9 protein-coding genes and 1 pseudogene are annotated in these 13,042 nt (G+C 42.4%); 8 read left to right on the top strand and 2 right to left on the bottom strand.

Annotated elements, in window-relative coordinates; genetic code table 11:
• Positions 1-334: 334 nt before the first annotated feature.
• Together PREBIDRAFT_RS09440 and PREBIDRAFT_RS11285 are read right to left on the bottom strand one after the other, a co-directional pair.
• On the bottom strand, positions 335-646 hold the full coding sequence (locus PREBIDRAFT_RS09440; protein WP_004336957.1) for a helix-turn-helix domain-containing protein: 312 nt from the start codon (positions 644-646) through the stop codon (positions 335-337).
• A 20-nt stretch (positions 647-666) separates the two neighbouring features.
• Positions 667-936, bottom strand: a complete 270-nt coding sequence (locus tag PREBIDRAFT_RS11285; RefSeq protein WP_004336955.1) for a helix-turn-helix domain-containing protein — start codon at positions 934-936, stop codon at positions 667-669.
• A gap of 336 nt (positions 937-1,272) precedes the next feature.
• On the opposite strand from PREBIDRAFT_RS11285, the gene PREBIDRAFT_RS11610 reads away from it, so the two are divergent.
• From PREBIDRAFT_RS11610 to PREBIDRAFT_RS09400, 8 genes and pseudogenes are all read left to right on the top strand, one after another.
• Positions 1,273-1,584, top strand: coding sequence for a hypothetical protein (locus tag PREBIDRAFT_RS11610; RefSeq protein ID WP_162010938.1), 312 nt, complete (start codon positions 1,273-1,275; stop codon positions 1,582-1,584).
• A 116-nt stretch (positions 1,585-1,700) separates the two neighbouring features.
• Positions 1,701-2,237 (top strand): annotated as a pseudogene (locus PREBIDRAFT_RS09430) (IS982 family transposase); the annotation flags it as partial.
• A 182-nt stretch (positions 2,238-2,419) separates the two neighbouring features.
• The gene (locus PREBIDRAFT_RS09425; RefSeq protein ID WP_004339791.1) at positions 2,420-5,605 is read left to right on the top strand and encodes a SusC/RagA family TonB-linked outer membrane protein; all 3,186 of its coding nucleotides are present in this window, start codon (positions 2,420-2,422) and stop codon (positions 5,603-5,605) included.
• A gap of 26 nt (positions 5,606-5,631) precedes the next feature.
• The gene (locus tag PREBIDRAFT_RS09420) at positions 5,632-7,269 is read left to right on the top strand and encodes a RagB/SusD family nutrient uptake outer membrane protein (RefSeq protein ID WP_004336499.1); all 1,638 of its coding nucleotides are present in this window, start codon (positions 5,632-5,634) and stop codon (positions 7,267-7,269) included.
• A 105-nt stretch (positions 7,270-7,374) separates the two neighbouring features.
• Complete coding sequence (locus PREBIDRAFT_RS09415) at positions 7,375-8,502, top strand: alkaline phosphatase (protein ID WP_004336502.1); 1,128 nt, start codon at positions 7,375-7,377, stop codon at positions 8,500-8,502.
• A gap of 145 nt (positions 8,503-8,647) precedes the next feature.
• Positions 8,648-10,261, top strand: coding sequence for an MGH1-like glycoside hydrolase domain-containing protein (locus PREBIDRAFT_RS09410; protein WP_036875581.1), 1,614 nt, complete (start codon positions 8,648-8,650; stop codon positions 10,259-10,261).
• 38 nt (positions 10,262-10,299) lie between these two features.
• The gene (locus PREBIDRAFT_RS09405; protein ID WP_230583440.1) at positions 10,300-11,127 is read left to right on the top strand and encodes an ROK family protein; all 828 of its coding nucleotides are present in this window, start codon (positions 10,300-10,302) and stop codon (positions 11,125-11,127) included.
• A gap of 30 nt (positions 11,128-11,157) precedes the next feature.
• On the top strand, positions 11,158-12,612 hold the full coding sequence (locus tag PREBIDRAFT_RS09400) for a metallophosphoesterase (protein ID WP_004336507.1): 1,455 nt from the start codon (positions 11,158-11,160) through the stop codon (positions 12,610-12,612).
• Positions 12,613-13,042: the final 430 nt, after the last annotated feature.

Raw genomic sequence — 13,042 nt, 5'->3', positions numbered from 1 at the left:
CACGACTTTGGAGTGATTTAATCCCCTTTCGGGGCAAGGGTCTTTGTGGTACAAACGGCAGTTTGTGTCACAAAAACACACCTTGCCAGTATAAAGAAAGAGATAGTTTGTTATGTTCCATAAAGTAACTTTTCTGGGGTGCTTTTGATAGACGAGAGTTCAAAGTTCAAGAAGTAAATCAAGAGATAAGTTTAGACTAATTTCTTGACTTACTGACTTTATGAGCTGACATATTTTTGACTAAAGTTAATTTTAACTTAGGTCGAAACTAATTTCTTGACCAAAGTCACAACTGACCATTTGACTTAAGTCGCGACTGATTTCTTAACTTAACTCATAACTTATCTGTTTGCGGTATTGGATTATAATGCCTTTCAAGCATTGTCTGTATGTCGCTTTGCTTGTATAGTATCTTCCCTCCGATTTTGTAGAAAGGAAGTATTCCTGCATTTCTGTACTCTTGGAGCGTACGTGTGCTGAGCCGTAATTGGCTGCAAACCTCCTCGCCAGTGAGGTAAACCTCTCCGCCTAACATCGGACGGGCTGTAGAACAATAACGTTCCAGTTTCTTCAAAGTACCCTCCATCAACTGTGCAAACATCTGCATTTGAGGGTCTTGCTGTGTAATGATTTCTTTCTCTTCCATAGTTCATTCTGTGTTTGATTTCATTTATGGTTTGCATTCAGTAACTCTGCGATGTCGCTCTCTTTGTAATAACACTTGTGTCCAATCATTGAGAAAGGGATTTTTCCCGTATCTCGATAGGATTGCAGGGTGCGTTTGCTGATGCCGAGCCTGCGGCATACGGCTTCATTGTCGAGCCATTCGTCCGTTTCGGTCGGATTGCCGATAAGCTGTTCAATACTGTGGATAAAGTCTGCAAATTCGGAGCGGTGTCGCTCCCACGCTTTGCGGTCGATGATAATGAGTTTCATTTCCTTGATTTTGTTTTGATTACTTTATTGTTACTCGGCAAACAAACTGTTATGCAGTCCGTTGCCGTATTTCTCGTGTGCAAAAGTAAGTGTTCAAGGGCATCGCTGCAAGGAACGAGGAAAAGCAGGGAAATGTCAGGAAAACAAGAGAAAAAGCAAAGGAAATCAGTCTGCATTATTGCGGTAATGAGATGAGGTGCCGGCTCTTTCCTTTTATCACATAGCAATTATTCTCTCGACAGTTCGATAGTTCGACAAATCGATATGTAGAACTATCGATAGATAGTTTTGTCGATAGATTATTTTGACGATATATAGCTTTGACAACAGATAGTCATGACAACAGATAGTCATGACAATAAATTGTACAAACAACAGATAGTCCGTATTATCGTCAGTCCTATCTATTGTTGGTTGTTACGCCTTGCGTCCAAAGAGCCTGAGTATGCCGTATTCTTGTCGTGCCTATACTCTCTTACGGCAGCCCTGCCCTGCAAGGTTGGGAGAGATGAATACGACCGCACGAATATTGGGAATTGCGATACAGCCATAAAAAAAGGAAAATCCTGCGGTGGAGATTCTTCTCTCCATCCGCAGGACTTGACCTTGTCAGGGCAGATTGGTTGCCGTTGTACCTTTGCACGATAAGAAACGGCATCAGGGACTTTGCGTAAGTATGGCTTACGAAGTGTACGAAGAAAAATGTTGGGGTTATCCGCCTGACTGACCGACTATTGGCAAATGATTGCTCTTGGTGAGCAGCACTATCCCGCTCCAAGCGTTGTAAGATGGGCAAAGATGAATACAGAACAGCCCCTACATATGGTTACTGTGCATCGCAAGGCGCATACTACTATGGTTATAAGTTGCACGCTGTCTGTGGATTAAGTGGCGTGATACATTCTTTTGACCTAACAAAGGCTAATGTCCACGATATTCGTTATTTACAAGACGTAAAATATGAATATCATGACTGTTGCATTTTTGGAGATAGAGGCTACATCAGTGCAACGGCGCAACTGGACTTATTTGAAACCGCAAATATCAGATTGGAAGTTCCTTATCGGCACAATCAAAAGAATTGGAAACCTACTTTTATCCCTTTTGCGAAGGCGAGAAAAAGGATTGAAACAGACTTCTCGCAGATGTGCGACCAATTTATGATTTGCCGCAACTATGCAAAGGAAACAGTAGGATTGTTTACAAGAATTATCGGTAAAATCAGTGCCTTTACCGCAATGCAATATTTAAATCACATTAATAATAGACCCATTGGAAGAGTCAAGTATGCACTGGCTTAATTCCGCCAACGGGTAAATACAAGCAACTCATTTATTACGAATAGATTACAAAACTATGAAAAGAACAAGAACCATATTTTTTTTTACCCACTTATGCTAAAAATTTAAGCTACGCTAATTATCTTTGCATAGCAAAAAGAGAAATCTAAATTAATTATAATATCACTATTAATTTCAACTGCATGAAGAAGTTTATTTTTTCAGTAGGCAACAAAAACAAGCTGTTCAAAGTCACCGCTTTAACAGCCTTGACACTGTGTTTGCCTACAATGGCATCTGCATATAATGCAAATGCAAACAAGGTAGAAATGAATCAGCAGAAAGCTGACAACATTACAGGTACCGTAACCGATACTAATGGAGAACCAGTTGTTGGTGCTACCATTAAAATTGTAGGTAGTAGCAACGGTACTGTCACAGACGTAAATGGTAAATTTACACTCAGCGTTGCAAAAAATGCTGAGCTGCAAATCTCATCTATTGGGTATGTTACTAAAAAAATAACAGTAGTTAGCAATAACTTAAATGTTGTTTTGGCAGAGGATCGTGCTTCCCTTGATGAGGTGGTTGTATTAGGCTATGGTGCTGGTCAACGCAAACAAGACCTTTCTGCCTCTGTAGGTGTGATTAATAATGCGGATAAACTATCCGTTCGTCCAGTCAGCTCTACGGAGGGTATGCTGCAAGGTCAGTTGGCAGGTGTTACTATTACAGCCAATGGAGGTGACCCTACTTCTGCACCAAACATTGTCATTCGCGGACAAGGCTCCATGAATGGCGACAATGTACTGTGGGTTGTAGATGGCATCCCTGGCGCTCCTATTCCTTCTATGAATGATATAGAATCAATTGTCGTACTGAAAGATGCTGCATCGGCAGCCATTTATGGTGCACAATCGGGAGCTGGAGGCTGTGTGTTGGTAACAACTAAGAAAGCCAAAGAAGGAAAAGTGAGCTTGAGCTATGACGGTTTATATGGTTTCAGACAAGCTACCAACCTGCCCAAAGCACTCACTGCAGAAGAGCAAATCAAGCTGGCTAATATCTCGTATAAGGCAGCAGGACTGGATACTCCTATTGGCTGGGATACAAAAGTGAATCCATATATCGCCACCAATCGTACAGACTGGATGGACGAAGTATTTAGAAATGCTTTCTACCAAAGACACAACGTGGTTATCAACACAGGTACCTCCTCGGCAAGAAGCCGGTTGAGTTATGCCTATGACGGCGATGACGGTGTATTGATTGGCACATTTAACAAGAGACACACCATACATTATAACGGTCAGTTCGACATTAACAAATGGATAACCATTACTGAGGATTTCACTTGGCGCAACTCGCAAATGCGCGGAGCCAATACTGCAAATCCAGAAGGTGGTGTCATTATGAACGCATTACACATGCCTTCGAGTGCCAGTGTTTACAATCCAGACGGAACCTATGGCGGCGTTTCAGAGCCTGGTAACGGTTACACCGACATCCATGGTGATGCTATCAACCCTGTGCGCATACTATGTGCCAGCAATGCTTATAACAAAACGAGTGATATGTGGTCAACCACCTCACTACAACTCCATGACATTGTTCCAGGATTGAAGTTTACCAGCAGATTTTCTTTCAACATTGAAAACAACTTCTATAAGGAGTTCAACCCTATGCGTCCTGAGTCTGGTAAGCCACAACTATTTAACGAGATGAACGAATCGGCTTACAGATATAAAAAATGGATGACAGAAAATACGCTGACTTACGATAATGCCTTTGGGAAACACAACCTGGGGCTTTTGTTATCTACAACAGCCAACAAGTTGGTACAACGAGGTGTTAGTGTGTATGCACGTGGTTTCTCGGACGAAACTCCTGCTCTACAATATTTGGCATACGCTGGAACTACCACACCAAAAGACTATCTCATTGGTCCTGATGCAAACGTAGCTTGCATTGCACGTGCTTCTTACTCATACGATGATCGTTATTTCCTAACAGCATCATGGCGTAGAGACTACGCAGGTCGTCTGCCTAAGGATAATAACTATGGCGACTTCCCTGCTTTTACAGGTGCATGGAAAATCTCAAATGAAAGCTGGTTCCCTAAAAATAAAAATCTAAACTTACTGAAACTTCGTGCTTCCTGGGGACGCGTTGGTAATCTTGGCTCCATTGGCTATGGTTACAAAGCTGCACAACTGTCATCATCGGTATGGTCAGAAGGTGCACAGTACGGCGTTACAAGTAACACCTTATGGGGAACCCTCATATATAATGGTACAGCATTAAATCCATCGTTGACTTGGGAAACATCCGAGCAGTGGGATTTAGGTTTGGATGCAACTATGTTCAACAACAGACTGTCTTTAGGATTTGACTATTTCAACAAGCGCACCTACAATCTTATACAACAACAATCTGTAGGTTGGCCATCGACAATTGGACTTGATGCCATGCTTGTTAACTTAGGAGAAGTTAAGAACGAAGGTGTGGAAGTGCAAGCCGCATGGAACGATCAGGTGAACAAAGACTTCTCTTATTATATCAATGGTAACTTTGCGTGGCTGAAAAACCGTGTTACCGACACTGGTACTCATGATGAGAATGGTAATCCAGGCATCTGGGTTGGTGACGTTTACGGACATAATGACTTCAAGACCCTGACGAATCTTTTCCAGACAACGCAAGGACAAGCTCTTAACTCGTTCCACCTCATTAAGACAGACGGTATTTTCCAAAGTGATGAAGAAGCTGCAGCATACGTTGACAAAGATGGAAAACGGATTCAACCCAATGCTAAGGCTGGTGATTTGAAGTTTGTTGATGCGAACAACGATGGAAAGATTGACGACAAAGACCGGCAATATTGTGGTAGTTCTATGCCAAAGACGACCTATGCGCTCACAGCAGGATTTAATTGGAAAGGGCTATCTGTAAGTGCTATGTTCCAAGGTGTGTCTGGCGCTCAGGCGCTCTTTGTAGGAAAGGGCCTCACGCTGAGCGACACAGAGGGTAACTTCAACCGCTGGAACAAGATATTGGATGCGTGGTCTCCTGAAAACAGAGGAAGCGACATTCCACGTATTTCGAAGAACGATCCTAACGGTAACTTCACAACTTCTTCGGATTGGTACTTGGAAGATGCATCCTACTTGCGCTTAAAGAACCTAACCATAGGATACGACTTTACAGACTTTATCCAGAAATGGGGACACCTGAACAATCGTAAAAGCTCGCTCTACGTATATTTCAGCGCAGAGAATGTTTTCACCATCACCAAGTATTCGGGCATGGACCCAGAGGTGGGTGGCTTTGACACGATGAAATATCCTCTGTCAAGAGTATTTTCATTAGGTGTAAAGATTACTTATTAAAACCAAACAGTTAAGAATTTATCATTATGAAAAAATATATTTCAATTATCACTGTTGTAGCTGCTGTGACTTTTACATCGTGCAGCGACTTTCTTGACGTACAGCCAGAGGGAAAGCCAACAACTGAAAACTATTTTGCCAATGACCAACAAGCCATTGATGCCATTGACATGTTGTACGGAAGGTTGCACCAAGAGAATGTTTTTGGCCGTGAATTCTTCTGGGAACAAGGCGGCGGTCAGGATGTTGTATGGGGACGCACGCGAGGCTATGGCACGTTAGCAACCTTGAAATACAGCGGTGACGAAAGTCCATTAAGAGACACTTTCGAGCAATTTTATAACCAAATGGCAAGAGCCAACTGGGTCATTGTAAAGTTACTGAACAAGGAAAAACAAACCAAATTGACTCCAGTAGAGAGCCGCTCGTTAGGTGAAGCTTTGTTTGTACGTGGAATGTGCCACTTCTATATCGCATACCGCTATGGTACTGATAAACAGGGTGTGCCATTTGTACGCTACGAAGATTTTGAAAATGGCTATGACAACAGCATTCCAAAGCAAAGTGCAACGGTCATGGACGATTACAAGATGATTATTGAAGACATGGACAAAGCCATACAATATCTTCCTACGGTTGATCAATACGATGACAATAATAAGGGTCGTGCACACCAAGCTGCTTGTGTAGCTTACAAGGCAAAGACTTACGCATATTGGGCTTGTTGGGACAAGTCACAGTGGAAACATGTTGTTGCTTGTGTTGATGAACTGGAAAACAAATATGGACGCGGTCTTGCTTCTACCTATGATGAGGTATTTACCTCAGACATGAGCAAATTCTATGGGAAAGAATATCTATGGGGTGTGCCTGGCTATGGCGGTCAAACACCTGGTGGAATTGAATTCACAGGCGTTGTTTTGGAAAACAAAGGATGGGGTGTCTATAACGGATGGGGACAAAACAAGCCCTCATACGAGATCTACGAAGAGCTGATGAAAGACGGCAAAGACAACGTACGCTTGAAACGTACTCTGTTAGAGTACAATCAAGAGTTCAAATTCTTTGGAAAAACCAGAAAATTCTTTTCTGCATCTGACGTAGAATCGGGCTTCATGTGCAACAAGTATATGCAAGCATTCGAACCAAAAGACTGTGTAGAGAAAGGAATGGTTAGTGGCAACGGTAACTGGCCCACTACTCGCATCATGTTCCCGTTAATTCGTATGGCAGAAATGTATCTGTTCCGTGCAGAAGCCAACATCATGATTGGCAACGCAGCTGCTGCCGCCAAAGATATTAATAAGGTGCGAAATCGCTCAAACCTCGCTTCACTCGACCACAATCCTACAATGATGGATATCTATCACGAACGAAGATGTGAACTTACCTTCGAGTTTTACGATGCTCTCTATGACTTAAAGCGCTGGCACAAGAGCTGTCCAGAGCTCAAAAACGTTACTGCCAAAGCATTGACTAGTCAACCTCGTGTTCGTAAGTATGACGACCGTTCTAATCCTGAGTCATCCTTTAAGATTGTACCTTATGCAGATTATCAGGATAGGATTACTACCTACGACGACCACCTCATTGTTTTCCCATATCCAAGTAAGGCGATTACCGAATCGAATGGGCAACTAAAGCAAAATGAGGGATACAACTAATTCTATCCGTCGTTAATATAGAAGATAGTCTATCCTTTCCACAAAAAAGGATAGACTATTTTTATAAATATTTTGTACTTTTGTAAATCTAAGAAATTATATTTAATGAAACGTCAAATTCTGCTATTAGTAGCACTATTAGTAAACGCTTACGCGGGCTTGTTTGCACAAAATACCAACATGCAAACATACACCATGGAGCATCCATACAAGGTAGAAAAGCTCAAGGCTCCCAAAGGTAAAAAAGTAAAAAATGTTATTTTAATGATAGGCGATGGCATGTCGCTGATGGATGTCTATTCCGCTTGGGTGTGCAATCGAGGATGCTTATGGCTCGACAATGCACAATACATTGGACTGTCGGCTACCCATTGCACCGATAAACTCATCACCGACTCGGGCGCAGGTGGCACAGCATTGGCAACAGGACACAAAACAAAATACCATGCCGTAGGGGTTGACCCAGAAGGAAAACCGCTTACAACAATCATAGATCTTGCAAAACGAAAAGGCAAAGATGCGGGAATTGCTGTAACATGCCGCTTATGGGATGCCACGCCTGCCGACTTCTGCTGCCATAACATTAACAGGGACAACGAACAAGAAATTATAGCCGACTATCCAACCAGTGGCGTTGACTTTGCTTTTGGTGGTGGAGCCAAATACTTCACAAACAGGAAAGACGGTCGCAACATCTTCGAAGAGCTGAAAAATCAAGGTTACTACATTGCCAAGACGTGGGAGGAATTAGAAAAATGGGAAAGCGGAAAGGTGTTCTGCGTGCCTTACGAGGTGGATACTCCCCTGCCTGATGAGCGTGGTGACTTGCTTGCTCGCGCTACCATGAAAGGCATCAGCTTGATGAATCAAAACAAGAACGGCTTTTTCATGATGGTTGAAGGGTCACAATTAGACGACTATGGACATTTTAATCAACTGGATATGCTCATGAAAGAATTGCACGACTTTGACCGCACCATCGGTGAAGTCATGAAATGGGCTGCCAAAGATGGTGAAACGTTAGTTGTCGTAACTGCTGACCATGAAACGGGAGGTCTTACTTTGCACGGGGGTGATTTAGCAACTGGACGCATTGAAGCAAAATTTGCAAGCACTGGTCACACTGGCGTTATGGTTCCCGTATACGCTTTCGGTCCTGGTGCAGAAGAATTTACTGGATTCATGGACAATACAGAAATATTCTGGAAGATCAAAAAACTAATGCGACTATAATTGAGGCTTGCACTATTCGTCTCAAAAGTCGGTCAATACTCGAAATTATACCTACCAGTCACACAAGATACAAGCAAAAAAAACTGGTATGTACTATCAAGAAATCCTATCGCAAGATAACTTATCAAAGCTTACATCATCAATTATGCTGAAAAAACTTAATCAACTTCTTCTCTTCCTCGGTATTATGTTGCCACTGAACATAATGGCACAAAACCTAATATCGTCGGGGTCTCCTCTGTACAAACTACCTTACAAGAATACCTACGTCATGGAAACGTTAGTGGCAGAGAACAGTTTTCGTACGGCTAAGGTTGAGAAGACCCAACCGGGAACCTTTGCACAAGCCAAAAAAGTGTTGCCATCTCCCTATTGGGAAGGGCACAACAAGGAAATAGAGATGTACTGGAAGGCATGGGAAATAGGGATTAAAAACATCTGTCAGCCGTTAGATGACTCTGGATTTGTAACCAGTTATATCGCTCCAGCCTACAACGGAAACATCTTTATGTGGGACAATGCCTTTATCACAATGTTCTGTCGATATGGTAAAAACTTCTTCCCATTTCAGAAAAGCTTAGATAACTTTTATGCCAAGCAACATCCCGATGGCTTTATTTGTAGAGAGATACGTGCCGATGGTAGCGATTGTTTCGGTCGATACGACCCTACCAGCACGGGTCCCAATATTCTGCCATGGTCCGAATGGCTGTATTATACGCAGTTTGGCGATGACAATAGGCTCAACAAGGTCTTCCCTGTACTGGCGGCATACTACAAGTGGTTAAAGCTAAACCGTACTTGGCGCAATGGTACTTATTGGTCGAGTGGCTGGGGAACAGGCATGGATAATATGCCACGAGTACAAGACGGATACAACACCATCTACAGTCATGGACACATGATATGGTTAGATGCCTGCTTGCAACAAATCATGGTGGCTAAGATTTTGTTGAAAATGGGCTTCTACTTGGAACGTTGGCAAGAGATAGAAACCTTCGAAGATGATATAAAGCATCTTTCACAATACATTAACGACAATATGTGGAGCGACAAAGATGGCTTTCTCTATGACCAATACGCGGATAACAGCCTTAGTACTACACAAGGTATCTATGCCTATTGGGCGCTACATACCGACGTGTTGTCCAAAGACCGGTTGGATAAGCTGGTTGCTCACTTGACCGATACTACCAAATTTAACCGTCCGCATCGCGTCCCTTCCCTCTCGCATAGTCATCCTAAATACAAAGCTAATGGGCGTTATTGGGTTGGAGGCGTATGGCCAGGCACCAATTATATGATCATCTCTGGACTCGTAGACAAAGGATTTCGACAGTTGGCATGGGATATTACCATGAATCATTATAACAACGTACTGGAGGTGTACAAAAAGACGGGTACTTTTTTTGAGTATTATGCACCTGAAAGTAATCATCCTGGCTTCATGGCTCGCAAGGACTTTGTAGGTTGGACGGGGCTTCCTCCCATTGCAGAACTCATAGAATACATCTTTGGCATTCGAGCCAACCATGAACAGAACGCCATTACATTGGATGTCAACCTGTTAGATGCTTATGGTATTGATAAGTATCCTTATGGTCAAGATGGACTTATTTCCTTCAAAGTACAAAAACGTAACTCCAAAGAGGAGAAGCCTAAGGTCACGATTCAAACGAACGTTCCCTTTAAAGTCATCTTACTTTGGAGTGACAAAAAAATAGAACAACAGGTTGGGGTTGGTAAACATTCCCTCTAACACTTTTATTGATATAAAAACTAAGTATGTATCAAACAATGACAACACGTATAGCCATCGACCTTGGTGGTACCAATCTTAGAGCTGCGAGAGTAAGAAATGGGCAAATTGAAGCCTCCCTGCAAGAGCCATGCCTTGCCAACGGAACTCAAAATGAAGTGTTAGAGCAAATCATTCAAATGATAACACGGCTCAACCAGTCATCAGTTGAACGCATAGGCATAGCAGTACCCTCCATTGTAGACTACAAAAAGGGCATTGTTTACCACGTACAAAACATACCTTCGTGGACAGAGGTACATCTAAAGGATATTCTTGAACAACGCTTTAACTTGGAGACAAGGGTGGACAATGACGTGAATTGCTTTGTTGCTGCAGAGAATGTGCTGGGAGCGGGACAACCTTTCAGAGATTTTGTAGGCATCACTTTAGGAACAGGTGTCGGTGCTGGCATCGTTATCAACAATGAGGTGTACCGAGGAGTCCATACAGGTGCTGGCGAAATTGGCTGTATTCCTTATTTAGATAGCATCTACGAAGACTACACCAGCAGTCAGTTGTTCAACAAATGGCACACAACGGGGCAGCAAGAAGCATTGAAAGCCGCACAAGGAGACCAAGCAGCACTCGAAAAATGGCAAGAATTAGGCTTCCATTTAGGAAAGTTATTGCAAGTAATTCTGTACGCATACAACCCTGAAGCCATCATCATCGGAGGCGGCATCTCTTTGTCGCACCCTCTCTTTGAACAATCAATGTATGAGTCAATGCACGAAAAATTCTTGTTCCCGAAAGAAGCCGAAGCCGTTCAAATCATCTTTTCTAAGCTTAAAGACAGTAATATTTTAGGTGCTGCCCAATTATAAAATTTATTCATTTATCCATTCTCACAAATAATGAAAAAGTCACTTTTCTTGTCATTGCTACTGACATTCCTAACCACGTTTAATGTATGGAGTCAGCACTCGTTCCGTTTCCATGATGGAAAGTTTAGGATAGCTCAATTCACAGACATTCACTGGAATGCGAAATCTGCTAATTGCAAGCAAACTTCAGCAATCATTCAGAAGGTCATACAAACGGAAAAGCCCGACATCGCCATTCTTACGGGCGATATTGTAACCGAACAACCTGCCGGCGAAGGTTGGAAATCAATCATCCAAATCTTTGAAAATTCTCATCTGCCTTTTGTGGTTGTAATGGGAAATCATGATGCCGAGGTGATGAGTAAAAAAGAAATATACCAACAGCTTACAGCTTCTCCCTATTACGCAGGATGTATCGGGGCAACCAACATCACGGGGTATGGCAACTGTTCTATTCCTATTTATTCTTCAAATAAGAGCAGCGACCAACCAGCAGCCTTGATTTATTGCATTGACTCCAACGATTACCAGCCTATCAAAGAGTATGGTGCATACGATTGGATACACTTTGACCAGATACAATGGTATCGGACAGAAAGTAAGAAATATACCCAAGCCAATGGTAACAAGCCACTCCCATCACTTGCTTTCTTCCATATACCGCTAGTAGAGTTCAAGCATGTAGTGGCTCGCAACGACTACTTGGGGAGCTATGGCGATGGTGAGGTCTGTTCATCCAATATCAATTCGGGCATGTTTGCTTCTTTCATTGACATGAAAGATGTAATGGGCGTGTTTTGTGGACACGACCACGACAACGATTTCATCGGCATGGAATACGATATTGCCTTAGGTTATGGTCGTGTGAGTGGTCTTGATGCGTATGGAAAAGTAGACCGTGGCGGTAGAATCATTGAGCTATACGAAGGTCAGCGCAAATTTGATACATGGGTACGGACAGCCAACAAGAAAGAGGACACTTTCTACTATCCGTCTGCACTCACTTCGAAAGATGAACGAATCATGAACTATCTGCCTGCGAAACCAGTCAAGCCATCCAAGCAGGGAGTAGCATACACGTATTTTGAAGGTAAGATTAAGCACACCAAAGACATTCACACTTTGAAAAAGGTAGAGAGTGGAACAATGAAAAACTTCTCTATCAGCAACGCAAAGCAAAACGACCATTTTGCTTATATCTTCCGAGCATTCATCCAAATAAAAGAACGTGGCGTATATCGTTTCTACACCTATTCAGACGATGGCAGCAAATTATTGATTGACAACCAATTGGTTGTAGACAATGATGGTGGACACAGTGCTCGAAGAGCTGAAGGAAAAGTGGCACTCGAGTCAGGCTTTCATGAAATTGAGGTTCGATACTTTGAGGACTATATGGGACAGGAATTGCAGGTAGGCTATGCCAGTCGCAATATCATCGAGCGTCCATTGCCCGACAACATCCTGTTCTTGCCACAACCATAAAGCAAACCTCATTCCCCAAGAAAAATGCGTATGAACAAAATTCCCACCATTTGGGCTTGTTCATACGCATTGCATTTTTGTAAGGTCACAGGCAAACGATCCTCCTTTGCTATCTAAACGCTTGATGTCTTCAGCTGTAAGGTCTAATAAGGCATCCTTCTATTGACCGTCATCATTTGCTGTGTTTCGTTATCTACTGTGAATGAAGTTGCGTTCAGATGCCTTGTGATATTTAGGGTCTACTAATTAGCTTTAACTATCTGACAATTAACTATTTATATTGTATAAAATTTGGTAAATTAACCCAAAATGACTACCTTTGGATGTTAAAACACCTTAATTCCGCAGTATTTTTTCTTGTGAGAAAATTTTATATGTTGAGGTGTCTTTTTGGGACTCTATATGTTGATATGAGATGCCTCGGTGTTTC

The sequence above is a fragment of the Prevotella bivia DSM 20514 genome, assembly GCF_000262545.1.
Lineage (GTDB): Bacteria > Bacteroidota > Bacteroidia > Bacteroidales > Bacteroidaceae > Prevotella > Prevotella bivia.
Note: the sequence above shows the minus strand (reverse complement) of the source record. Positions and strands in the feature narration are given on the sequence as shown.

Coding starts and splice junctions, on each gene's coding strand:
- PREBIDRAFT_RS09440 (WP_004336957.1), bottom strand. CDS start 646: ATGGAAGAGAAAGAAATCATTACACAGCAAGACCCTCAAATGCAGATG.
- PREBIDRAFT_RS11285 (WP_004336955.1), bottom strand. CDS start 936: ATGAAACTCATTATCATCGACCGCAAAGCGTGGGAGCGACACCGCTCC.
- PREBIDRAFT_RS11610 (WP_162010938.1), top strand. CDS start 1,273: ATGACAACAGATAGTCATGACAATAAATTGTACAAACAACAGATAGTC.
- PREBIDRAFT_RS09425 (WP_004339791.1), top strand. CDS start 2,420: ATGAAGAAGTTTATTTTTTCAGTAGGCAACAAAAACAAGCTGTTCAAA.
- PREBIDRAFT_RS09420 (WP_004336499.1), top strand. CDS start 5,632: ATGAAAAAATATATTTCAATTATCACTGTTGTAGCTGCTGTGACTTTT.
- PREBIDRAFT_RS09415 (WP_004336502.1), top strand. CDS start 7,375: ATGAAACGTCAAATTCTGCTATTAGTAGCACTATTAGTAAACGCTTAC.
- PREBIDRAFT_RS09410 (WP_036875581.1), top strand. CDS start 8,648: ATGCTGAAAAAACTTAATCAACTTCTTCTCTTCCTCGGTATTATGTTG.
- PREBIDRAFT_RS09405 (WP_230583440.1), top strand. CDS start 10,300: ATGACAACACGTATAGCCATCGACCTTGGTGGTACCAATCTTAGAGCT.
- PREBIDRAFT_RS09400 (WP_004336507.1), top strand. CDS start 11,158: ATGAAAAAGTCACTTTTCTTGTCATTGCTACTGACATTCCTAACCACG.